The sequence below is a fragment of the Exiguobacterium sp. s130 genome, from assembly GCF_018619055.1.
In the GTDB taxonomy this organism is placed as follows: Bacteria; Bacillota; Bacilli; order Exiguobacteriales; family Exiguobacteriaceae; genus Exiguobacterium_A.
Genome location: NZ_JACSNI010000001.1, coordinates 618,526 through 641,032 on the forward strand (window position 1 = coordinate 618,526; position 22,507 = coordinate 641,032).

Sequence of the window (22,507 nt, forward strand, 5' to 3'; positions counted from 1 at the left end):
ATAAATATGAATGAACCATCATTCATTTTATGCGTTAGGAGATAGTGGAATGAAACGAACAATGTCAAAGAGTGACCGCATCATTGATGCCGCCGTAAAAGTCATCGCTAAAAACGGCTACCATGGAGCGAAGGTGACCGCCATCGCAAAGGAAGCCGGTGTTGCGGATGGAACGATCTATCTGTACTTCAAGAATAAAGAACACCTACTGATTTCGCTATTCCAAGCGAAAATGGGAAGCTTCATCGAATATTCCGAAGGACAAATCGCGAATCACACGTCAGCGACAGAACAATTGGCCGCATTGATCGAGGCACACCTTGAGCAATTATCCGTCGATTATGATTTGGCTGTCGTCACGCAAATCGAGCTACGTCAATCCAACCAAGACATGCGCCAAAACATTGCCGCCGTCTTGAAACCGTATCTGCATCTGATTGACCGTGTCATCAAGCACGGGATGACGACAGGCGAGTTTTCAAACGAACTCGATTATCGATTAGCGCGTCAGATGATCTTCGGAACAATCGATGAGGTCGTGACGAGCTGGATGGCAAGTGGATTCAAATATGAGTTGCTTGAGACACGCGACGGGATCCATCGGATGTTGATCAAAGGGCTGAGTTAAGCCCTTTTCATGACAACAATCATGTAAGCGGATACAAAGAATGATGGTGAATAGACGACAAGGGGGAGCATGAGATGGAAATCTATGTACTGTTGAAACGCACATTCGATACGGAAGAAGCAATCCAACTCGAGAATGGTCAAATCGATGAGGATGGCGCTGAGTTCATCATTAACCCGTACGATGAATATGCGGTAGAAGAAGCGATTCGTGTCCGTGATGCACAAGGGGGAACGGTGACGGTCGTGACGGTCGGACCGGAAGATGCGGACAAGGAATTACGAACAGCACTCGCAATGGGAGCGGACCAAGCAGTTCGCATCTCGATTGAAGATGATATCGAAGAGGCAGATCATTTCACGATTTCTGAAGTGCTCGCTGGTTATTTAAAGGAACAGACAGTTGATCTCGTCATCGCTGGAAACGTCGCAGTTGATGGCGGAAGTGGTCAAGTGGCACCACGCGTCGCAGAATTGCTCGATATTCCTTACGTGACGACGATCACGAAACTTGAACTCGACGGCACGAAGGCTGTCGTCACACGCGACGCTGAAGGGGATACAGAAACGATTGAAACAACACTTCCGTTACTCGTCACTGCGCAACAAGGGTTGAACGAACCACGTTACCCAAGTCTTCCAGGAATCATGAAAGCGAAGAAGAAGCCGCTTGAAGAACTCGAACTCGATGATCTCGAACTCGATGAAGATGAACTCGCACCACGTCTAGAGACGATCGAACGTTTCTTACCACCGAACAAAGCAGCCGGTAAGGTCCTTGAAGGTGAACTGAACGAGCAAGTCGCACAGCTCGCATCATTATTACGCAACGAAGCAAAAGTGGTCTAAGGGGGAGAAACGAATGACAAAAGCATTAGTACTCGCAGAATCACGGGATGGCAGTTTACGGAATGTGTCGTTTGAGGCTATCGCAGCAGCGCGACGTGTCGCAGACGAAGTCATCGCAGTCCTGATTGGACACGATGTCGCTAAGGATGCCGACGTACTAGCGTCACGCGGAGCGGATCAAGTCCTCGTCGTCGAGGATGAGCGTCTTCTACACTACACGCCAGACGGTTATGGACAAGTCTTCCTTGAGTTGATGAATCGGACGTCACCTGACGTGCTCGTCTTCGGTCATACGTCGCTCGGCAAGGATCTATCACCGAAGATCGCGGCAAAACTGCAAGCTGGTCTAATCAGTGATGTGACGGCGATTGAAGGGGAAGGCGCGGAAGCAACGTTCATCCGACCGATCTATTCAGGGAAAGCATTCGAGAAAGTCAAAGTCGCAGAAGGCAAGACACTCTTTACGGTCCGTCCGAATAACATCGATCCGCTCGAAACGGGGAGTTCACAAGGCACGGTCGAGTCGGTCACAGTCGAGCTGAAGGATTTACGGACGATCGTCGCAGACATCGTACGTAAAGCAACAGGTGGTGTTGATTTATCAGAGGCAAAAGTCATCGTCGCAGGTGGACGCGGTGTCAAGAGCTCAGACGGCTTCGCACCGTTACAAGAACTAGCGGATGTTCTCGGAGGAGCAGTTGGTGCTTCGCGTGGTGCTTGTGATGCGGATTACTGCGATTATGCACTTCAAATCGGTCAGACGGGGAAAGTCGTTACACCAGACTTGTATATCGCGTGCGGGATCTCGGGTGCGATTCAACACTTAGCGGGGATGTCGAATGCAAAAGTGATCGTTGCGATCAATAAGGATCCAGAAGCGAATATCTTCTCTGTCGCGGACTACGGGATCGTCGGAGATTTGTTTGACGTCGTGCCGTTATTGACAGCTGAATTCAAAAAAATGCTTGTTCACGGATGAGTGAATGTACCGGTGCCATGCAGATGGTACCGGTATTTTTTTTACGAATTCTTCACGTGAGCAGTTTCGTTTGTTGGAAGAGACTGCTATGATATACTCGAATCAATAAAGAGATCACCCATTTTTTTTCCGGGTTGATCTACTCATTAGGAGGTTATGATCAATGGCAATCGTACACGCAACTAGCCAATCATTTAAAGAAGAAACACAAGAAGGACTCGTTCTTGTTGATTTTTGGGCAACATGGTGTGGACCATGTCGTATGCTCGCACCAGTTCTTGAAGAACTCGATGCTGACATGCAAGATGTAAAAATCGTTAAAGTTGACGTGGATGCAAACCCAGAAGTAGCTGGAGCATTCCAAGTTCAAAGTATCCCGACACTCGTTCTCTTCAAAGATGGACAACCTGTCAACAAAACGATGGGCTTCATGCCAAAAGACGCACTTAAAGAATTCGTTGAAACATCTAACTAATTCTTTCCTGCATATTAAAACAGACCGTTCTGCATAGGCAGAACGGTCTGTTTTTTAGATTACATTGGCGTACAAAGTTCGATGAGGTGACCATCGGGGTCGAGGACATAGGCGACGACTTGCCCCCATGGTTTTTTAACAGGAGCAAGGACGGTCTCATATCCTGCCTCCACCACCTTCTGAAAAAGAGTCGGGACGTCATCCGTGACGAAACCAATCTCTAACGTCTGATGCGCTTTTCCGCTTGGGATCGTGTAATCCGGAATCAACTGTTGCACGTCTTCACGCGTATTGAAGGCGAGTGTCGTCTGACCGGTCTCGAACTCGATGTAGCTCCCGTGCTCCGCCTTGACGGATAGTCCAAGGACGTCTCGATAGAATGTCAGCGTCTGTGCAGTATCTTCAACGTATAAAATCGTATAGCCGTATTGAATCATCAAAAAGCCTCCTATCAATCCTCGAATAACGAAGCGATATCTGAAGCCGGTGTCGGGTAAGCGAATCCAGTCTGTTGCATCGAAGTACTTGGAATCCGGTGTTGCATCGCAAACGAGAAATAGTTTGCTAGTTCCGCTGCATTGACACCGATGAAATGTGCGCCGAGTACTTGATCATCTTCCCCGACGAGCACTTTCGCCCGAGCGAAACTGTCTTTGATCCGTGCGTTCGTTTGCCAGGAGGACGTATCAATCAAGCGACCACGGTAAGGAATACCTGCTTTTTTCAAAGCAGCTTCCGTCTCACCGACAAGGGCGAGGTTCGGAGCAGTGAATACGACGCTAGGTACAGGGAGCAGCTCCAGTTTCCGGTTGTTCCCTTCGAGCATGTTGTCGGCAGCGAGTCGTCCTTCTGTTCCGGCAAACGGTGTCAACGCCGGATTCCCGCTGACAGCAACATCTCCTGCGGCATAGATATGTTCGACGGAAGACTGGAGATACGCATTGACATGAATTCCTTTTTCGTTATGCGAAACGCCGATGGCTTCGAGACCAAGTTGATCAATACTTGCGACACGTCCAGTCGCATTCAAGACGACATCCGTCTTCAACACATCACCGTTCGATAAACGAAGGGAATCCTCTTCGTAAGCGACGACTTCTGCCTCTTTGATGATCGAGATGCCAAGTGCTCGTGTGGCGTCGAGTAAGACATCGACGAGTTCACTTTCGAATTGTTTTAAAGGATCAGATCGTAAGACGATCGTCACGTCTGCACCAGCAATCCGAGCAAGATGCGCGAACTCGAACGAGATGTACCCGCCACCAATACAGACGAGTCGACGTGGTAGATCCTTTAGTTCTAAAAATTCATTACTCGTTATAAAACGTTCACTACCGGGTACAGTTAATTCGCGAGGTCGTAGACCGGTTGCGATTAAAAACTGTTTCCCTTCGATTTCTTCTTCACCAATTCGAAGACGATGTGAAGAGACGAAGCGGGGTTCGCCGTGGAAATAGTCGATGTCCGTTTCCGCGTACCGCTTTCGTGTTTGCTCCGGGATGGCGCGCGTGTATTCATTCTTGCGCTCCATCAACTGGCGCCAATCGATTGAAATTAATCCCTTTACGCCATATCCGAGCAATCGCTCGACAGCGTCTTTCGTCTCACTACCCGTCAGTAAGATTTTTTTTGCGTCACATCCACGTTGTGCGCATGTGCCACCTGGAGTGAAGTTTTCCACGATGGCAACACGTAGTCCTTTTTCAGCGAATTTATAAGCCGCTTGATTTCCAGCGGAACCTGTTCCGATCACAATGCAATCATATGTACGCATTTTTCATCCTCCGTATGTCATAATCAATGTATGGTATTTACCCGAACGAATAAAACTAAAAACGGTGAAAGGAGACATTTATTTGGGACATCAAGAACATATCAAAGCGAAACTATCCCTTTTGCCGGATGAGCCAGGATGTTATCTGCACAAAAATGAATTCGGTGAAGTCATCTATGTCGGAAAAGCAAAAAATCTCAAGAATCGTGTCCGTTCCTATTTCACGGGAGCACATGATATTAAGACAGAACGCCTCGTCGCGGAAGTCCGTGACTTCGAATACATCATCACAGCGAGTGAACTAGAAGCGTTATTGCTTGAGATGACGCTAATTAAGAAACATGATCCGAAATATAACATCATGTTGAAGGATGATAAATCCTACCCTTACCTGAAGATTACGAATGAGACCTATCCGCGCTTGATCACGACGCGTAAGTTGAAGAAGGATGGCGGTCATTATTTTGGTCCTTATCCGAATGCCTATGCGGCAAACGAAACGAAACGTTTGTTAGATCGTTTATATCCGCTGCGCAAATGCCAGCCGATGCCGAAAAAACTTTGTCTCTATTATCATATTGGTCAATGTCTCGGTCCATGCGAAATCCCGAATCTCGAGTCGGAACAAAAAGCGCTCGTTTCGGAAATCCGCAGGTTCTTGTCCGGGGACACGAAGGAACTCGTCGAAAGCTTGAAACAGAAGATGGCGGAAGCAGCCGAGACGATGGAATTCGAGCGAGCCGGAGAATTACGGGATCAAGTCCGAGCGATCGAGTCGATCATGAACAAACAAAACATGATTACAGCGGATCTGACGTCACGCGACGTATTCGGAATTCATGTCGATAAAGGTTGGATGTGTGTCCAAGTCTTCTTCCTTCGCGGCGGAAAGATGATCGAACGTGATGTCTCGCTTTTCCCGATCTATGGTACGCCGGCAGAAGAGCTTGAGAGTTTCATCGTCCAGTTCTACGAAAAGAACATCAAACCAAGTGAAGTTTATGTACCGCCACTCGTTAATCAGCTTCTGCTCAAAGAGGCGCTCTCGATTAAAATTCACGTTCCGGTCCGAGGATCAAAACGGAAATTACTTGATCTAGCAACGAAGAATGCTGAAAACGCGATCTCGGAACGCTTCGAGTTGTTAGCGAAAGATGAGAAACGGACCGTTCAGGCAGTCGAAGAACTCGCTGACGCGATCGACGTTCATCCATTGTCACGGATCGAAATCATCGATAATGCGAACATCCAAGGAGCGGATGCCGTATCGGCGCTCGTCGTCTTTGAAGACGGTAAACCACTGAAAAAAGAATACCGGAAGTTCAAGATCCGGACGGTTCAAGGACCGGATGACTATGAATCGATGCGGGAAATCGTTCGTCGGCGTTATCGACGCTTGTTACTTGAGGGAGCGCGCCTTCCGGACCTCGTCTTGATTGACGGAGGGGTCGGACAGTTGAATGCTGCTTTAGAAGTCATTCAAGATGAACTCGGCCTATCCCTGCCGGTCGGCTCATTAAAAAAAGATGACAAACACCGGACGAGTCAGTTGTTGTTTGGAGAAGATGCGCGATTGATCGAACTCAGCCCTCGCTCAAGTGCATTTTATTTACTTCAGCGCATGCAAGATGAGGTCCACCGATTCGCGATCACCTTCCACCGCTCGCTTCGTTCAAAAGGGATGACACGTTCATTGCTCGACGAGATTCCAGGAGTCGGACCGAAACGACGCCAGCAGTTGATTCGTCATTTCGGGTCGATGCGTAGTCTAAGACGTGCGACGATCGAACAGTTGGCTGAGGCAGGATTGCCTGTGAAATTAGCGGAAACCGTCGCTGAATATTTAAGTCAAGCGAATGAAGAATGAAAAAATGCCGTCCTCTTGAAGAGGGCGGCATTTTAAAATAATTAGTTGTTGATGTACTTCTCGTAGTACGAACCGAAATCACGCTGGTTCCACTGATGGTAGTGACCTTGAAGCCACTCGAAGGATTGTTCAGACAACTCCTTGAATGTTTGCGGAACGTTCATGTCGCCTTGGCGAAGACCACCGAGAATCGTGACCGAATGATTTAATGAGCTATTCGCGAACTCGAGCATCTTTTGTCCTTCGTATTGTTTTTCAGCGATGGCAAGTAATGTCTTATACAGATCCTTTACATGCTCCAGTTGTTTTTTATCAACGTCGATCGAATAATGTTTGCCACCGATTTCGAACTTGATCTCGACATCGAGGTCGACTGTTCCAGCCGTTTCGAACATGACGTGGCGAATTGGATAATGTGCATATGGATAGCGGTAGAGTACACGTTTTGAACTGACAGCACTTTCTCCATCAAGGTGAATCAAGGCTAAGTTCGTAAAGCAATACTCGTCAGATTTGGACTTGATCAAGAAATAGATTTTTTCGCCGTCTTCATGTAAAACATAATCGTCAGCGGCTGCCTTGTCGAAATCATCAGGATGAATGACTTGTCCGATATCACTGAATCCCGTTAAATCTGCTGCTAGTTTTTTGAACATGTAAAGTTCCTCCTCGCGATTTGTGTACGCATGATTTTACGATCACTTACTGCAAAAAGTTTCAAGGATCTATTTCGATGTTGAAAATAAAGATTCCTGTCACATTCTATGTAAAGTTCAACCGATTGGTTCGAGTGGATCTTTTGGATCGATTTGGACCGTGATTTGAACAATCTCTTTGCTTGTCTCAGCATATCCTTCCGCAACACATCCGTTAAAACGGGAGAACTGTTCAGCGAGGAAACCGGCTTCGAGTTGAAAGTAGCCTTGTGGCCGTTCATCTCTCGTCGTATCAGGAGGAGACAGTACGAACGAGATGACCGTTCCTTTACGTTTCTTGATTTCGAGCATTCCCCAACCGGCTTGTTCAAAGAATGAGGCCAATTCAGATTCATCCACGACAGGGAATTGACGCGCGAGACGTTTACCTGCCCAGTAGATGACTTGCCGATAATCCGACCCTAGAAGATCGGTCAGCACATAATCCCGGATCAGTTCGATTCCGAAAAGTGGTGTTTGGTTTGGTGTAACATCCATCATGATTCACTCCTATCTGCCAACCATTATACCGAGATGATTCTAGCAGGTCATTGTTTTCCTGAAAAAATTTGCAGTTAAATGCAACGGCTCGGGTTGTCTTCTAAAAAGGACAGGAGTAGAATAAGTGATGAAAAGACGAATTTCCTTATGAAAGCGCTTTTCTACCAAAATGCGCCAACGGTTGATTGGCAAACAAAAGGGGGGATTTGGATGGCGAATCATCGTGATTTCGTGAGTCGTAAAATACACTCACTGCTCGGCGTCATTCCAATCGGGTTATTTTTACTTTCGCACTTAACGACGAACTACTTCATCGTACGTGGTGAGGAAGACTTCAATAAGGCCGCGGAATTCGTGGGGAGCGTTCCGTATCGATTGTTCTTAGAGATCTTTGTCATCTTCATTCCAATCATCTTGCATGGTGTCTACGGTGTTTACATCGCATTCACGGGTTCTGCGAACGCGGGACGATATACATATTTCCGGAACTGGATGTATGTCTTGCAACGGTTTAGCGGAGTGTTCCTCGTCGTGTTCATCACATGGCACGTTTGGGAGACTCGGATTGCCGCTGCGATGGGAACAGAAGTTGATGCGAGCATGATGCAGAACATCGTTGATAACGGATTCATGTTAGCGTTCTATATCGTCGGGATCTTGGCAACGACATTCCACCTCGCGAACGGACTCTGGACGTTCTGTATTACTTGGGGAATCACGCAGTCACCAGCATCTCAACGGGCGATGTCTTACGTGGCAGCACTCGTATTCATCGGTTTATCGTTTGTAGGCGTACGCTCGATCTTAACGTTTGCAGGCGTGTTGTAAGGAAAGGGGAACTGACAACATGGCGAACAAGAATCTTGTCATCATCGGCGGAGGGCTTGCCGGTCTGATGGCTACGATAAAAGCAGCAGAGCAAGGCGTACCAGTTAAGTTATTCTCACTCGTACCCGTCAAACGCTCACACTCTGTTTGTGCACAAGGTGGCATCAACGGAGCAGTCAATACGAAAGGGGAAGGGGATTCACCATATCAGCATTTCGATGACACGGTATACGGTGGAGACTTCCTCGCAAATCAACCACCTGTTCAAAAAATGGCGGAAGCAGCACCGAAGATCATCCATATGTTCGACCGCATGGGTGTCATGTTCAACCGGACACCGGAAGGGTTACTCGACTTCCGACGCTTCGGAGGAACGTTGCATCACCGGACGGCATACGCGGGAGCGACGACGGGGCAACAGTTATTGTACGCATTAGATGAACAGGTTCGTAAGTTCGAAGCGCAAGGTTTGGTAGAAAAATATGAAGGATGGGAATTCCTTCGTGCCATCATCGATGACAATGGCATTTGTCGTGGAGCGGTTTGTCAAAACCTCCGGACGATGGAAATCGAGGCATTTGCCGCGGATTCTGTCATCCTCGCGACAGGTGGTCCTGGGGTCATCTTCGGAAAATCGACGAACTCGGTCATTAACACAGGACAAGCGGCAGCAGCTGTCTATCGTCAAGGTGCAATCTATGCGAACGGTGAGTTCATTCAGATTCACCCGACAGCGATTCCTGGTGATGATAAATTACGTCTCATGAGTGAATCAGCACGTGGTGAGGGCGGTCGCGTCTGGACGTATAAAGACGGTAAACCTTGGTACTTCCTTGAAGAGAAATATCCGGCATACGGAAACCTTGTCCCACGAGATATCGCGACACGCGAGATTTTTGACGTCTGTGTCAATCAAAAACTCGGAGTCAACGGGGAGAACATGGTTTATCTTGATCTATCACATAAAGACGCAAAAGAACTCGACGTCAAACTCGGTGGAATCCTTGAAATCTACGAAAAGTTCGTCGGTGATGATCCACGAAAAGTACCGATGAAAATTTTCCCGGCTGTTCACTATTCAATGGGTGGACTATGGGTCGACTACGATCAGATGACGAATATTCCTGGACTATTCGCAGCAGGCGAATGTGATTATTCGATGCACGGAGGAAACCGTCTCGGAGCGAATTCACTTCTTTCTGCGGTATATGGTGGAATGGTCGCCGGACCGTCAGCAATCGCCTATATGAATGAACTTGAGACATCGGTTCATGAGATGAGCGAAGACGTCGTCGAAGCGCATAAGATCGAAGAAATCAATCGTTTTAACGATATCTTATCGATGGAAGGTACAGAAAACGCGTATCAGATCCACCGTGAACTTGGAGAAATCATGACGGATAATGTCACGGTCGTCCGTTATAACGATAAGCTCGAAGAGACACTCACGAAAATCAAGGAACTTCGTGATCGGTTCACGCGCATTTCGGCAACGGACACAGCGCGTTGGAGTAACCAAGGAGCGTCGTTCATCCGTCAGCTCGATCACATGCTCGACTTAGCCGAAGCAATTACGCTCGGTGCCTTAAAACGTGACGAGAGTCGCGGGGCGCACTACAAACCGGACTTCCCGGAACGTAATGATGAACAGTTCTTGAAGACAACGATGGCTCGTTATACGAATGGTCATCCAGAAATCTTCTATGAAGATGTCGACACGTCGTTGATTCCACCGCGGAAACGCGACTACAGTAAGAAGTCGAAGAAAGAGGTGAAAGCATAATGGCGACACCACTCGAATCACCTACTACGCAAAAATCGGTTCAATTCATCGTTCAACGTCAAGATGGACCTGATGGTAAACCGTATGATGAAGCGTTTGAAATTCCGTACCGTCCGAACATGAACGTCATCTCTGCTTTAATGGAGATTCGTCGTAATCCTGTGAATGCAGCCGGTGAAAAAACGACACCGATCAACTGGGATATGGGTTGTCTAGAAGAAGTATGTGGCGCTTGTTCCATGGTCATCAACGGTACACCACGTCAATCGTGTACGGCACTCGTCGATAAACTCGAACAACCGATCCGCCTTCAACCGATGCAGACATTCCCAATCGTTCGTGACCTTCAAGTCGACCGTCAGCGCATGTTTGATGCGTTGAAAAAAGTTAAAGCATGGGTCCCGATCGATGGAACGTACGACTTAGGTCCAGGACCACGGATGCCAGAGAACAAACGTCAATGGGCGTATGAGTTATCGAAATGTATGACATGTGGCGTGTGTCTCGAAGCATGTCCGAACGTCAACGATCGTTCGACGTTCATCGGACCAGCATCGATCTCGCAAGTTCGTCTATTCAACTCGCATCCAACAGGTGCCTTCCATAAGGAAGAACGTCTTGAAGCGTTGATGGAAGATGGCGGGATCATGCAGTGCGGTAATGCTCAAAACTGTGTCGAGGTTTGTCCGAAAGGCATTCCGCTGACGACTTCGATCGCAGCGATGAACCGTCAGACGACACTTCACTCATTCAAGAAGTTCTTCGGTAGTGACGAAGGACGGACAGGTGAAGCAGTTAGTTCATAAGTTATTAAAGAAGGAGCCTGCTCCTTCTTTTTTCATTCAGACAGGAGGAACCGATTGTGCGCGTACCAGCTTATATTTCAGAACTCGAATCATGGCTTGAACAAATGAAACATGGAACACGACTCGACGTCGCTGTTCGTTTTGCAGAGACGGATGCCTATGGTCATATGAATAACAGGGTACCGTTCATCTATTTCGAGGACGTTCGGACATTGATGTTAGAGGAGACCGGATACTCGCTTACAGAAGACGGGATCATCGTCGTTGCGGATGCCCAGTGTAATTACATTCGCCAAGTGTATCCACGGACACGTCTCGCCGTCTATGCGTACCCAGTACATGTCGGAAGTGCATCGTGTGACGTCCATTATGCGGCATTTGATGAACAGGGTGAACTGATGTTCACAGGACGGACATCGATGGTACAAATCAATCGTGCCGGGAAAGCATTCCCATGGAGTGAGGCATATAAAAATTCCTTGCAGAATCGATTCGAATCCGTTATCATTTGATAATGAGTTCACATATTCGAAAACGACTCACTAGTACGTTATTAGTGAAGGGAGATTTCTTAATCATGGAAAAAACATTCAAAGTCATCGCGGATTCAGGCATTCACGCTCGTCCCGCTACTCAGCTCGTCAACACAGCTTCTAAATTCCAATCAGACATCAACTTGGAATACAACGGAAAGACTGTCAACTTGAAGTCAATCATGGGTGTTCTTTCACTCGGAATCGCGAAAGATTCAGATATCAAAATCGTTGCAAACGGTGACGATGCTTCTGAAGCAATCACGACTCTTTCAGATATGCTGACTAGCGAAGGTCTTGCTCAGTAATCCTGTAATCGTACATTCTCGGACGCCGGTCTTGCACCGTCGTCCTTTTTTGTTACCATAAGATTGATAGAAAGAGGTGGAGAAGAGTGAATCGAGCGATTGGAGTACTGGATTCCGGAGTCGGTGGATTGACGGTCGCACGTGAATTGATGCGACAGTTGCCCCATGAGCGAATCATCTATGTCGGGGATACACTACGTTGTCCGTATGGTCCGCGTCCAGAAGAAGAAATTCGTGAGTTTACGTGGGAGATGATTGATTATCTCGTACAACAAGATGTGAAATTGATCGTGATCGCCTGTAATACAGCTACGGCTGTCGTCTTAAAAGAAGCGCGAGAACGTTTAAATATACCTGTCATCGGTGTCATCGATCCGGGTGCCCGTGCAGCAGTCAAGGTGACACGTACGAAACGAATCGGTGTCATCGGAACGAAGATGACGATTACAAGTAATTCCTACGAGAAGGCATTACGACATGTCGAAGGACAAGTCGTCGTTGAATCGTTAGCGTGCCCGCCATTCGTTCCGCTCGTCGAGTCGATGCAGACGGATGGCGCATACGTCGAACGTGTCGTGGCGAATACGCTACGACCTTTGATGAATTACGATATGGATACACTAATACTCGGGTGCACCCATTATCCGCTTTTAGCAGATGTCATTGGACGGGTCATCGGACCAGGCGTTCAACTCATCTCTTCAGGGGATGAAACCGCACTCGAAGTAGCAGCACTACTTGACTACAACACGATTTCAGCAGATGTGACACAAACACCAGAACATCGTTATTACGCGACAGGCGATATCCGCTCATTCGACCAAATTGCAACGGACTGGCTCGATCAGCCCATTCATGCGGAGCGCATCGTCCTTGGAACGGAGGAAGATTAAATGCGGACAGACCAACGAACGGCGGACGATCTCCGTCCAGTACAGTTATCAGTTGACATCAATAAACACGCGGAAGGTTCGATTTTGATTGAACTGGGTGATACGAAAGTCCTCTGCACGGCGACCGTCGAGGAAAGGGTACCACCATTTCTACGTGGAAAACGCCAAGGCTGGATCAATGCGGAATATTCGATGTTACCGCGGGCAACCGCTCAGCGGACTGCACGAGAAGCCGTTCGCGGCAAACAGACGGGGCGGACGATGGAAATCCAACGTCTCATTAGCCGATCACTTCGGGCGGTCGTCGATTTAGAAAAACTTGGTGAACGGACGATCTGGATCGATTGTGACGTCATTCAAGCTGATGGCGGAACACGAACAGCATCGATCACCGGTGGATTTTTAGCACTCGTTCGAGCTATCGATCAACTGATTCAAGCGGGAAAATTGACCGATACACCAATCAAAGAGGGCATCGCCGCCATCTCAGTTGGAATCGTCGGATCGAATGCCTTACTTGATTTATGCTACGAAGAGGATGCTGCAGCTGAAGTCGACTTCAATCTCGTCATGACGTCATCCGGTAAAATCGTCGAGATGCAAGCAACAGGAGAAGAGTCGACCTTTTCCCGTCAAGAGATGCTCGAAATGCTCGAACTTGGGGAAAAAGGTATTAAGGAACTGATTGAAACCGGTCGCGAGGCACTCGGTGTTTCGTGGTGGTATGTAGGAGAAGAAGTGGGGGAACATAAATGAAAGTCATCGTCGCAACACATAACGTTGGTAAAGTGAAGGAACTCGAAAGCATGCTTGGGCGTCTCGGCTATACAGTCGAGTCGTTACTCGATCATGCGGATGCTAAAGAAACGGATGAGACAGGTGAAACATTCGAGGAGAATGCACTCTTAAAAGCAACAGAAGCAGCAGCCTACTTTGGTCACGCAGTACTTGCTGACGATTCAGGTCTTGAAGTCGATGCTTTAGATGGCGCTCCAGGTGTCTACTCGGCACGCTTCGCGGGTCTTGAAAAGTCGGGTGCAGCGAACAATGCTCTACTACTTGAAAAGTTAGAAGGTGTTCCGGAAGAGGAGCGGACGGCACGCTTCGTTTGTGTACTCGCGCTAGCAAAACCAACAGGCGAAACATTGACGGTACGCGGAACAATGGAAGGGCGAATCGGTTTTGAAGCAACGGGATCGAACGGTTTCGGTTATGACCCATTGTTCGTCACGGCAAGTGGACAAACGGCTGCTGAGTTGACGAAAGAAGAAAAAGCGATGATCAGTCATCGTGGCAATGCATTGCGCAAGCTCGAACAGGACTTAACTACTTTCCTAGGAGTGTGATGAAAATGAGAGCGTTGATCGTTAGTGATAGCCATGGACTAGAACAAGAACTGCTTACGATATTCGAACGGCATCAGGACGTGGATCTAGCATTTCATTGTGGAGACTCTCAATTGACGCGCGACATTGAATCGTTATATCCATATCGTGTTGTACGGGGGAACTGTGATTATGGACACGATTTCCCGGAAGAAGTCACGTCGGAAATGGACGAGCATAAGGTCCTCTGTGTCCACGGGCATCGTCAGGACGTCAAATATAGCCTAGATGTCTTGCAACATCATGCGAACGAAAAGCAAGCTGATATCGTTTTGTATGGTCATTCTCATGTTGCGAAGGCGGAGTATCGGGATGGTGTGTTATTCATCAATCCAGGATCGATTCGGATGCCACGCCATCGTCCAGACAAGACGTATGCGATTCTTGAAGTAGAACAAGACCGCTATTCTGTCGATTTTCTTGACATGAACGGGGATCGCGTCAATGCACTTCACCTCGACGGAACATTTTTGTAATAAAATAAATGCAATCTTTGTAATGTGATTGACACGAAAGAATTGTTCTAGTATAGTTTATTCGTGTTGACACGTCCCAATAGCTCAGCAGGATAGAGCAACGGCCTTCTAAGCCGTCGGTCGGGGGTTCGAATCCCTCTTGGGACGCTATAATTAAAATAGAGACTGCCCTTACGAGGGCGGTCTCTTTTTTTTATTTCAATTTTCGTTTATAATTAAGGTATCATGAACTCGAAAGGGGTGAAAGTGATGTGGAAGAAAGTTGGTACCGTCCTGTTACTCAGTACATTTCTTGCAGGATGTAGTGAGATTTCAAATACAGTTGATGATGCAAAACAACAGGTCAACGATGTGAAAAATAGTGTCGATTATGCGGGAGAACTCCAAGGCATTGCGAAAGATACGGCACAAGTCACGTCAGATCTGTCTTCTTCTTTGAATGAGGCCGCTACGAAAGCACGCGAATCCGCGAATCCGGAGCAAGCGCTCGACCAACAAGTCGAAAAGTTGAAGGAAAACGGAACGATTGATCAATTTAATCAAGAGTTGGATCAAATCGACCAACGATTGGCGGGTCTTGAAAACCCACCGCAAGAGTTGCAAAATTTAAGTGCGAAGCTTGAGCAGTTCGTGAATCAATCAGAAGACATCACACGACTTCTTGAAACAGACGTCTCTCTCGATACATTAAATCGTCTCGGTATCGAACAGGCAGGGAAATTACAAGATGCGATCACAAACTGGACGTCTTTGCTCGATCCGTTTACGAAATAAGTAGTTGAATGAAGGAGTGCAGGAATATGGAGACATCCCGCTGGATGGAACACGAATTAGAAGCGGAACGAGTGCGCATCCTCCGTTTGCCCGCAGCTGAACAAGAACGGCTGGTAAAAGAATTAGAGACTGACCAATTGACAGGAGAAGATGTGTTATACCGACTCTATGTCATTCAACCGCTATTACTGCATGACCGTGAACGATACGAAACTGTAGCAGAACGTTTTCTTGAAGTCGAGGGTGTGGAGCAAGTGCTCGCACTCTTTCTTTATGAACTCGGAGAACGGTATCCAATGAAGCTCGCTCTACGCTCGGCGTCACCGTATCTGCCGTATGGATTTGCGCTTCGGTTAGACGAGATTAAACAGCGGATGACGGTGCGAGAACAAAAGACGACACCGGTTCAAAAAAACAATGTTACTCAGAGTACTGTAACTTCCGGAACGGCGTTGATGCATGTGTTGCAACATGGAAGCTGGGTCGAACAAATGCGCCATTTGGCTGGTGCTGAATTCGAACGGACACCTGCGCTCTTTGACTACATCACACACAAGTATCTTCGTGCTCAGGATACAGAACATCAAAGCCTACTCGTCATCGATCAGTTATTAGGAAGTGTGATTGAGCATCTGTCCTATCCGGCAGACATTTATGTGCCACATTTAGATGTACACTGGACGATCTCGACGCGTCAAGATTTAGAAGAAGTACTGATTGCGCATCAACAGGAACAACAAGCGTTACTCGCATCGATGCATACATTAGAAAAAATGGATCCTTTTCGAGCCTTGCTCGTCTTACGTTCGGACCAGTTGATTCATCTTGAAGAACGAGAAGCAATCGGGTCGGATATGGAGAAATGGCTTCTCGCATGCGAAGAACTAGCCGGTCTGTCGTTTGAAAAAGAAGAGCCGGAACGTGACTTGAGTCCGCTAGCGAAGCGATTATATCAGGGGGTGCATATCCTCTATCCGGAAGTCATCGCATTCGAGCAGATTTACTTCGATTGAGACATCTGGAAACGATTCGTTCAACAGTGGTAATCGTCAGAACGATTGTGCTATAATGTGACTTGTTGTACACACATGTACGCTAATTGACAATTTTGGAGGGACTCAGCATGACTGCAAAATGGGAAAAACAATCAGGTAGCCTCGGCGTCCTCACGTATGAAGCGCCTGCTGAAGCATTTGATAAAGCGGTAGACCAAGCGTTCAAGAAAGTCGTTAAGACTTTGAACACACCAGGTTTCCGTAAAGGAAAAATGCCACGCGCAATGTTCAACAAAATGTACGGTGAAGAAGCACTGTACCAAGATGCACTCGATATCCTTTACAAGGACACAATCGAAGGTGCAGTCGTCGAATCAGGAATCGAGCCAATCGCGCTTGAAAACATCGACGTTGAAACACTCGAAAAAGGCAAGCCAGTCGAATTCAAAATCACGTTCGTCATCGAGCCAGAAGCTACACTCGGTGAGTACAAAGGTCTTGAGTACACAGCAGTTGAAACGAACGTTACTGACGAAGACGTCGACGCTGAACTCAAAACATTGCAAGAACGCGGTGCAGAACTCGTCGTTAAAGAAGATGGCGTCATCGAGAATGGCGATACAGTCGTATTCGACTTCGCAGGTTTCGATGGGGAAAACCAATTCGACGGCGGAACTGCTGAGAACTACTCACTCGTCATCGGTTCTGGAAACTTCATTCCTGGATTCGAAGAGCAAATGGTCGGTTTAAAAACTGGCGAGCAAAAAGATCTTGAAGTGACATTCCCAGAGGAATACCACGAAGCATCACTCGCTGGAAAACCAGTTACATTCAAAGTAACAATCCATGAAGTCAAAGCGCAAGAGCTCCCTGAATTGACAGATGAGTTCGCAAAAGAGATGGATGAAGAAGTTTCTTCACTCGACGAGTTGAAAACAAAAATCCGTACGCGTCTCGAAAACACACGCAAGCAAGAAGCTGATGCTTCAATGCGCGATGAGTTAGTCGAAGCGGCTACGAAAAACGCGACAGTTGATCTTCCAGAAGTCATGGTCGAAAACGAAGTCGAGCGTATGGTTCAAGAGTTCACACAACGTATTCAATCACAAGGTATCGACCTCAACATGTACTTCCAGTTGACTGGAACGACAGAAGAGGCAATGCGTTCTGAAATGAAAGAGCAAGCGGAAGAGCGCGTTAAAGCACGTCTCGTCCTCAAGCAAATCGTTGCTGACGAAAAAATCGAAGTAACAGATGAGGAAACACAAACTGAACTTCAATCAATGTCAGAACTCTACAACATTCCTGCAGATCAACTTGAAACGATGCTTGCACCACAAGGTGGTCTTGAAACGCTTAAAGGCGATCTTCAATTCCGTAAAGCTATCGATGTTCTCGTCGACAACGCAAAAGCAAAATAAGCCATTTCATGGTTTTCGATCGACTTCAAGCCCAATTTCTGGTCTTGGAGTCGATTTTTTTGTACGATAGGTCAAACAAGGACAAACAATCCTTGGTTCAGAACATCAAACTGTAAATCGTTCGTCCAGGATTTGAAAGACTTTCCTTGTTCATGCTACAATCATAAATAGTAAAACGTGAGACGGGATGCTACAGGCATCCATACAATTTCCACGTTAAAGGGGTGGACCTTTATGTTTAAATTCAACGAAGAAAAAGGTCAGCTAAAATGTTCTTTCTGTGGAAAGACACAAGAACAAGTACGCAAACTTGTTGCTGGACCTGGCGTTTACATTTGCGACGAGTGTATCGAACTCTGCAATGAAATCGTAGAGGAAGAACTCGGTACCGAAGAAGAAGTCGAGCTGAAGAACGTTCCAAAACCGCATGAAATTCGTACGACACTTGACGATTATGTCATTGGTCAAGAGAAAGCGAAGAAATCGTTGTCTGTAGCGATGTACAATCACTACAAGCGAATTAATGCTGGTGGTCGCGCAGATGATGTCGAGCTCTCAAAATCGAACATCGTCATGATTGGACCAACAGGTAGCGGTAAGACACTTCTTGCCCAAACGATGGCACGTATCTTAAACGTACCGTTTGCGATTGCAGATGCAACAAGTTTGACGGAAGCCGGTTATGTCGGTGAAGACGTCGAGAATATCCTGTTAAAACTCATTCAAGCAGCTGACTATGATGTCGAGAAGGCTGAAAAAGGAATCATCTATATTGATGAAATCGATAAGATTGCTCGTAAATCAGAAAACCCGTCAATTACACGTGATGTTTCTGGTGAGGGTGTCCAACAAGCTTTACTGAAGATTTTGGAAGGAACTGTTGCAAGTGTACCGCCACAAGGTGGACGCAAACATCCGCATCAAGAATTCATCCAAATCGATACGACGAACATCTTGTTCATCGTTGGTGGAGCATTCGATGGTATCGATCAGTCGATCAAACGTCGTCTCGGTAAAAAAGTCATCGGCTTCGGAAACGATTCAGAGAACCGTAACCTCACACAAAAAGAAATTCTAGCAGCCGCATTGCCAGAAGATCTTCAAAAGTTTGGTTTGATTCCTGAGTTCATCGGTCGTTTGCCAGTCATGGCAACACTCGAGCCACTCGATGAAGAGGCACTCGTTCAAATCTTGACGAAACCGAAAAACGCCCTCGTGAAACAATATAAGAAAATGCTTCAACTTGATGATGTCGAACTCGACTTCACGGAAGATGCACTTCTTGAGATTGCGAAGCTCGCAATCGAACGTAAAACAGGTGCGCGTGGTCTTCGTTCAATCATCGAAGAAACTATGCTAGATATCATGTTCGAAATTCCATCGCGTGAAGACATCGCGAAAGTCATCATTACAGCAGAAACGTTGACTGGTAAGCGCGGTCCAACGCTTGAGTTGAAAGATGGTACAATTGAACATGGGAAAGAAAAAGAAACGGCGTAACACCGTGACAAATCGGCTCGGAGGCTACTTGTACGCCTTTCCGAGTCTTTTTGTTTAGGAGGAATTCGAATGAAGAAAAAACAATATCCACTTTTACCGTTACGCGGTGTCGTCGCGTATCCGTTGATCGGATTGACGATTGATGTCGGGCGTCCGGTATCCTTAAAAGCCTTACTTGCATCAAAGGAACACGAGATCGATCTCGTCGTCGTCACGCAACGTGATCCAGAAGCAGAGCCGTCTGTAGACGGGTTGCATCAGGTCGGTACACTTGTTCAAATCGCGAAGATGAGTGAACTTGGGAATGATACAGTTCGTGTCCGCGTTATCGGGAAGGAACGCGTCCGGATTGAAAACGTTGAGGAGACGGACGAAGGGTATCAAACAGTCATCGAACCAATCGAGAAGATGGACATCAAAGGGGCGAAACAAGAAGCGCTCGTTCGTCTAATTAAAGAACAGTTCGGTCAACTCGTCTCTCGTATCAAAGGTATCGGAACAGATGAGCGTCGTCGGTTCGAGACCTATGAACGTCTCGACTCATTGACGGACTATATCACGTCGAAGTTACCGATCGATATCTCGAAGAAACAGGAGTTCCTCGAACAACAGGATCCGGTCGAACGGGGATTGATGCTGCTTGACGTCATGAAACATGAATATGAAGTCGTCGAACTCGAACGTGAGATGCGTGAACGGACGAAGAAGACGATTGAACAATCGCAACGCGAGTATTACTTGCGGGAACAATTGAAGACGATTCAACAAGAACTCGGTGGCGAGTCGACATCCGTTGAAAGCGATGCGACGAAATACCGGGAGCAACTGTCCATGCTTGATTTACCGGAAACGACGGTTGCGAACGTCGAGAAGGAAATCAGTCGTTTAGCTGTCGTACCGGCGACAAGTCCCGAACATGGGGTCATCCGCAACTATCTCGAATGGTTCTTCTCGTTACCATGGAATGAGGCAACCGATGATTTCTTGAACGTTTCAGCTGCTTCGGAACAGCTTGAAAAGGATCATTACGGTCTAGAAAAGGTCAAAGAACGAATTCTTGAGTATCTCGCCGTTCGTCAATTGACGGATTCGCTACGGGGTCCGATTCTCTGTCTTTCTGGTCCTCCGGGGGTCGGGAAAACGTCGCTTGCTCGTTCGATCGCAACAGCGCTCGAGCGGAAGTTTGTCCGCGTCTCACTTGGTGGCGTGCGCGATGAAGCGGAGATCCGTGGACATCGCCGGACGTATATCGGTGCGATGCCAGGTCGAATCATCCGCGGTTTAAAACAAGCAGGAACGAATAACCCGGTCTTCTTACTGGATGAGATTGATAAGATGTCAAATGACTTCCGTGGTGACCCATCGTCCGCGATGCTTGAAGTTCTTGATCCGGAACAAAACAACAGCTTCTCCGATCACTACATCGAAGAACCGTTCGATTTATCAAATGTCCTCTTCATTGCGACAGCAAATGATGTCTCGAACATCCCAGGACCGTTGCTCGACCGAATGGAACTGATTCAGATTGGTGGCTATACGGAACAAGAGAAGACGGAAATTGCCGTTCGTCATCTATTATCGAAGCAACTTGCTGAACACGGTCTGAAAAAGAGTCAATTGACGGTCAAAGCAGACGCGCTAGAAGAAGTCGTTCGTCGTTATACACGAGAAGCCGGTGTCCGTAATCTTGAACGTGTCCTCGGCTCACTTTGCCGGAAAGCAGCAAAACAAATCGCGATGGGTGAGAAGAAGCGGGTGACGGTGACGAAGCGTAATCTAGATGATTTCTTAGGTAAACCGATCTACCGTTATGGTCAAGGCGAGCTAGAAGATATGATTGGCGCAGTGACTGGTTTAGCGTATACTGCTTTTGGGGGCGATACGTTGACGATCGAAGTCAGTCTTGCTCCGGGTAAAGGGAAACTGCAGTTAACCGGGAAACTCGGTGACGTCATGCAAGAGTCCGCTCAGACTGCGTACAGTTTCGTCCGAGCAAATGCGACGTCCCTTGGCATCGAACCGAACTTCTACGAAACACAAGACATCCACATCCACGTCCCTGAAGGTGCTGTACCAAAAGATGGTCCATCTGCTGGTATTACACTGGCAACAGCACTGATTTCCGCCTTGACGAAGCGTCCGGTTCGCCGGGACGTCGGGATGACAGGTGAAATCACACTACGCGGACGGGTCTTACCGATCGGTGGACTAAAGGAAAAGTCACTCGCAGCACATCGTGCGGGCTTGACGACCGTTCTTCTACCACAAGATAATACGCGGGACATCGATGATATCCCGGAAAGCGTCCGCGCAGGAATGGAATTCATTCCGGTCGCGACGATGGAGCAAGTGCTCGAACATGCATTAAAAGGAGAGTAACATGAAAATTTATAAAGCTGATTTTATTACGAGTGGTGTTAATCCGGAACATTATCCGGAGCCATTGTTGCCAGAAGTGGCACTCGCAGGGCGATCGAATGTCGGAAAGTCCTCTTTCATCAATAAACTGGTTCAGCGAAAAGCACTCGCGCGGACATCTTCGAAACCAGGTAAAACGCAAACCTTGAACTTCTTTAACATCAATGATGAAGTCATGTTCGTCGATGTACCGGGTTACGGGTATGCGAAAGTCTCGAAGACGGAGCGTGAAGCGTGGGGCAAGATGATGGAGAAGTACTTCACACAACGTGAAATCCTCAAAGGTGTCGTACAGCTCGTCGACATCCGACACGATCCGTCTGCGGATGATGTGACGATGTACGATTTCTTGAAGTATTACGATCTACCGGTCATCGTCGTTGCGACAAAACTCGATAAAATCAAAAAGAGTCAACGTGATAAACATATCGCGGCAATCAAACGTAAATTGCAATTTGATGGTCAAGATACCTTAATTCCTTTCTCATCTGAGACAGGAGAAGGCGTCGATGCCGCATGGGAAGCGATTTATCGTCTTCTGTAAAAAACGAAACGTTCTGTTCTCCTACAATAGGAGAGCAGGACGTTTTTTTTATGAGGGTTAAAGTAATCTAAAAATA

24 protein-coding genes and 1 tRNA gene are annotated in these 22,507 nt (G+C 47.2%); 21 read left to right on the forward strand and 4 right to left on the reverse strand.

Annotated features, from left to right (window positions below):
* The first annotated feature begins 49 nt into the window (after positions 1–49).
* From HZS85_RS03065 to trxA, 4 genes are all read left to right on the forward strand, one after another.
* Entirely contained in the window at positions 50–628 is a 579-nt protein-coding gene (locus HZS85_RS03065; protein WP_052018985.1) for a fatty acid metabolism transcriptional regulator FadR, read from the forward strand.
* Positions 629–702: 74 nt separating this feature from the next.
* A complete protein-coding gene (locus HZS85_RS03070) occupies positions 703–1,476 on the forward strand; it encodes an electron transfer flavoprotein subunit beta/FixA family protein (protein WP_214852942.1) in 774 nt (257 codons plus the stop codon).
* Between the two features lie 13 nt (positions 1,477–1,489).
* Complete coding sequence (locus HZS85_RS03075) at positions 1,490–2,455, forward strand: electron transfer flavoprotein subunit alpha/FixB family protein (protein WP_214852945.1); 966 nt, start codon at positions 1,490–1,492, stop codon at positions 2,453–2,455.
* Between the two features lie 163 nt (positions 2,456–2,618).
* On the forward strand, positions 2,619–2,930 hold the full coding sequence (gene trxA, locus HZS85_RS03080; protein ID WP_023468994.1) for a thioredoxin: 312 nt from the start codon (positions 2,619–2,621) through the stop codon (positions 2,928–2,930).
* A 59-nt stretch (positions 2,931–2,989) separates the two neighbouring features.
* Here trxA and HZS85_RS03085 read toward each other — a convergent pair whose 3' ends face one another.
* Both HZS85_RS03085 and HZS85_RS03090 read right to left on the reverse strand, forming a co-directional pair.
* A complete protein-coding gene (locus tag HZS85_RS03085) occupies positions 2,990–3,367 on the reverse strand; it encodes a VOC family protein (protein ID WP_214852948.1) in 378 nt (125 codons plus the stop codon).
* Between the two features lie 14 nt (positions 3,368–3,381).
* Positions 3,382–4,704 carry a dihydrolipoyl dehydrogenase family protein gene (locus HZS85_RS03090; protein ID WP_214852951.1) on the reverse strand — a complete coding sequence of 441 codons (1,323 nt, stop codon included), beginning with the start codon at positions 4,702–4,704 and terminating at the stop codon, positions 3,382–3,384.
* Between the two features lie 82 nt (positions 4,705–4,786).
* On the opposite strand from HZS85_RS03090, the gene uvrC reads away from it, so the two are divergent.
* Positions 4,787–6,571, forward strand: coding sequence for an excinuclease ABC subunit UvrC (gene uvrC, locus HZS85_RS03095; RefSeq protein WP_214852955.1), 1,785 nt, complete (start codon positions 4,787–4,789; stop codon positions 6,569–6,571).
* Positions 6,572–6,612: 41 nt separating this feature from the next.
* Here the strand turns inward: uvrC and HZS85_RS03100 are convergent, their stop codons facing one another.
* Both HZS85_RS03100 and HZS85_RS03105 read right to left on the reverse strand, forming a co-directional pair.
* Positions 6,613–7,227 carry a PH domain-containing protein gene (locus HZS85_RS03100; protein ID WP_023468990.1) on the reverse strand — a complete coding sequence of 205 codons (615 nt, stop codon included), beginning with the start codon at positions 7,225–7,227 and terminating at the stop codon, positions 6,613–6,615.
* A gap of 117 nt (positions 7,228–7,344) precedes the next feature.
* The gene (locus HZS85_RS03105; protein WP_251137790.1) at positions 7,345–7,767 is read right to left on the reverse strand and encodes a YslB family protein; all 423 of its coding nucleotides are present in this window, start codon (positions 7,765–7,767) and stop codon (positions 7,345–7,347) included.
* Positions 7,768–7,977: 210 nt separating this feature from the next.
* Between HZS85_RS03105 and HZS85_RS03110 the strand changes: the two genes are divergently transcribed.
* From HZS85_RS03110 to yihA, 16 genes are all read left to right on the forward strand, one after another.
* Positions 7,978–8,595: a succinate dehydrogenase cytochrome b558 subunit gene (locus HZS85_RS03110; RefSeq protein WP_214852958.1), complete on the forward strand. Its 618-nt coding sequence runs from the start codon at positions 7,978–7,980 to the stop codon at positions 8,593–8,595.
* Positions 8,596–8,614: 19 nt separating this feature from the next.
* Positions 8,615–10,378 carry a succinate dehydrogenase flavoprotein subunit gene (gene sdhA / locus HZS85_RS03115; protein WP_023468987.1) on the forward strand — a complete coding sequence of 588 codons (1,764 nt, stop codon included), beginning with the start codon at positions 8,615–8,617 and terminating at the stop codon, positions 10,376–10,378.
* Entirely contained in the window at positions 10,378–11,184 is an 807-nt protein-coding gene (gene sdhB / locus HZS85_RS03120) for a succinate dehydrogenase iron-sulfur subunit (RefSeq protein WP_214852961.1), read from the forward strand. The genes sdhA and sdhB overlap by 1 nt, the downstream gene beginning before the upstream one ends.
* Before the next feature lie 56 nt (positions 11,185–11,240).
* On the forward strand, positions 11,241–11,696 hold the full coding sequence (locus HZS85_RS03125) for an acyl-CoA thioesterase (RefSeq protein ID WP_214852964.1): 456 nt from the start codon (positions 11,241–11,243) through the stop codon (positions 11,694–11,696).
* Between the two features lie 65 nt (positions 11,697–11,761).
* Positions 11,762–12,025, forward strand: a complete 264-nt coding sequence (locus HZS85_RS03130) for a phosphocarrier protein HPr (RefSeq protein WP_012371023.1) — start codon at positions 11,762–11,764, stop codon at positions 12,023–12,025.
* A gap of 86 nt (positions 12,026–12,111) precedes the next feature.
* A complete protein-coding gene (gene racE, locus HZS85_RS03135) occupies positions 12,112–12,918 on the forward strand; it encodes a glutamate racemase (RefSeq protein ID WP_035406391.1) in 807 nt (268 codons plus the stop codon).
* A complete protein-coding gene (gene rph, locus HZS85_RS03140) occupies positions 12,919–13,674 on the forward strand; it encodes a ribonuclease PH (RefSeq protein WP_214852967.1) in 756 nt (251 codons plus the stop codon).
* Entirely contained in the window at positions 13,671–14,264 is a 594-nt protein-coding gene (locus tag HZS85_RS03145; RefSeq protein WP_214852970.1) for an XTP/dITP diphosphatase, read from the forward strand. Before rph ends, HZS85_RS03145 begins: the two co-directional genes overlap by 4 nt.
* Positions 14,265–14,269: 5 nt before the next feature.
* Positions 14,270–14,779 carry a metallophosphoesterase family protein gene (locus tag HZS85_RS03150; protein ID WP_214852973.1) on the forward strand — a complete coding sequence of 170 codons (510 nt, stop codon included), beginning with the start codon at positions 14,270–14,272 and terminating at the stop codon, positions 14,777–14,779.
* Between the two features lie 73 nt (positions 14,780–14,852).
* Positions 14,853–14,926, forward strand: a tRNA-Arg gene (locus tag HZS85_RS03155).
* A 102-nt stretch (positions 14,927–15,028) separates the two neighbouring features.
* A complete protein-coding gene (locus HZS85_RS03160; protein ID WP_251137791.1) occupies positions 15,029–15,553 on the forward strand; it encodes a hypothetical protein in 525 nt (174 codons plus the stop codon).
* A gap of 26 nt (positions 15,554–15,579) precedes the next feature.
* Positions 15,580–16,566 (forward strand): hypothetical protein, encoded by a 987-nt coding sequence (locus tag HZS85_RS03165; RefSeq protein ID WP_214852979.1) that lies wholly within the window; start codon positions 15,580–15,582, stop codon positions 16,564–16,566.
* A 110-nt stretch (positions 16,567–16,676) separates the two neighbouring features.
* Positions 16,677–17,969, forward strand: a complete 1,293-nt coding sequence (tig, locus tag HZS85_RS03170; RefSeq protein ID WP_023468978.1) for a trigger factor — start codon at positions 16,677–16,679, stop codon at positions 17,967–17,969.
* Between the two features lie 234 nt (positions 17,970–18,203).
* Positions 18,204–19,469, forward strand: a complete 1,266-nt coding sequence (gene clpX / locus HZS85_RS03175; RefSeq protein ID WP_023468977.1) for an ATP-dependent protease ATP-binding subunit ClpX — start codon at positions 18,204–18,206, stop codon at positions 19,467–19,469.
* Between the two features lie 69 nt (positions 19,470–19,538).
* Positions 19,539–21,848: an endopeptidase La gene (lon, locus tag HZS85_RS03180; protein ID WP_214852982.1), complete on the forward strand. Its 2,310-nt coding sequence runs from the start codon at positions 19,539–19,541 to the stop codon at positions 21,846–21,848.
* Position 21,849: 1 nt separating this feature from the next.
* Entirely contained in the window at positions 21,850–22,431 is a 582-nt protein-coding gene (gene yihA / locus HZS85_RS03185; RefSeq protein ID WP_023468975.1) for a ribosome biogenesis GTP-binding protein YihA/YsxC, read from the forward strand.
* The last annotated feature ends 76 nt before the right edge of the window (positions 22,432–22,507 follow it).

Excerpts from the sequence above, each read along its gene's own strand:
- rph (WP_214852967.1), top strand. The coding sequence starts at position 12,919 with ATGCGGACAGACCAACGAACGGCGGACGATCTCCGTCCAGTACAGTTA.
- lon (WP_214852982.1), top strand. The coding sequence starts at position 19,539 with ATGAAGAAAAAACAATATCCACTTTTACCGTTACGCGGTGTCGTCGCG.
- HZS85_RS03065 (WP_052018985.1), top strand. The coding sequence starts at position 50 with ATGAAACGAACAATGTCAAAGAGTGACCGCATCATTGATGCCGCCGTA.
- HZS85_RS03100 (WP_023468990.1), bottom strand. The coding sequence starts at position 7,227 with ATGTTCAAAAAACTAGCAGCAGATTTAACGGGATTCAGTGATATCGGA.
- HZS85_RS03075 (WP_214852945.1), top strand. The coding sequence starts at position 1,490 with ATGACAAAAGCATTAGTACTCGCAGAATCACGGGATGGCAGTTTACGG.
- HZS85_RS03085 (WP_214852948.1), bottom strand. The coding sequence starts at position 3,367 with ATGATTCAATACGGCTATACGATTTTATACGTTGAAGATACTGCACAG.
- sdhA (WP_023468987.1), top strand. The coding sequence starts at position 8,615 with ATGGCGAACAAGAATCTTGTCATCATCGGCGGAGGGCTTGCCGGTCTG.
- yihA (WP_023468975.1), top strand. The coding sequence starts at position 21,850 with ATGAAAATTTATAAAGCTGATTTTATTACGAGTGGTGTTAATCCGGAA.
- HZS85_RS03160 (WP_251137791.1), top strand. The coding sequence starts at position 15,029 with ATGTGGAAGAAAGTTGGTACCGTCCTGTTACTCAGTACATTTCTTGCA.
- HZS85_RS03090 (WP_214852951.1), bottom strand. The coding sequence starts at position 4,704 with ATGCGTACATATGATTGCATTGTGATCGGAACAGGTTCCGCTGGAAAT.
- HZS85_RS03145 (WP_214852970.1), top strand. The coding sequence starts at position 13,671 with ATGAAAGTCATCGTCGCAACACATAACGTTGGTAAAGTGAAGGAACTC.
- HZS85_RS03105 (WP_251137790.1), bottom strand. The coding sequence starts at position 7,767 with ATGATGGATGTTACACCAAACCAAACACCACTTTTCGGAATCGAACTG.
- sdhB (WP_214852961.1), top strand. The coding sequence starts at position 10,378 with ATGGCGACACCACTCGAATCACCTACTACGCAAAAATCGGTTCAATTC.
- HZS85_RS03070 (WP_214852942.1), top strand. The coding sequence starts at position 703 with ATGGAAATCTATGTACTGTTGAAACGCACATTCGATACGGAAGAAGCA.
- HZS85_RS03130 (WP_012371023.1), top strand. The coding sequence starts at position 11,762 with ATGGAAAAAACATTCAAAGTCATCGCGGATTCAGGCATTCACGCTCGT.
- clpX (WP_023468977.1), top strand. The coding sequence starts at position 18,204 with ATGTTTAAATTCAACGAAGAAAAAGGTCAGCTAAAATGTTCTTTCTGT.
- trxA (WP_023468994.1), top strand. The coding sequence starts at position 2,619 with ATGGCAATCGTACACGCAACTAGCCAATCATTTAAAGAAGAAACACAA.
- HZS85_RS03110 (WP_214852958.1), top strand. The coding sequence starts at position 7,978 with ATGGCGAATCATCGTGATTTCGTGAGTCGTAAAATACACTCACTGCTC.
- HZS85_RS03150 (WP_214852973.1), top strand. The coding sequence starts at position 14,270 with ATGAGAGCGTTGATCGTTAGTGATAGCCATGGACTAGAACAAGAACTG.
- HZS85_RS03165 (WP_214852979.1), top strand. The coding sequence starts at position 15,580 with ATGGAGACATCCCGCTGGATGGAACACGAATTAGAAGCGGAACGAGTG.
- tig (WP_023468978.1), top strand. The coding sequence starts at position 16,677 with ATGACTGCAAAATGGGAAAAACAATCAGGTAGCCTCGGCGTCCTCACG.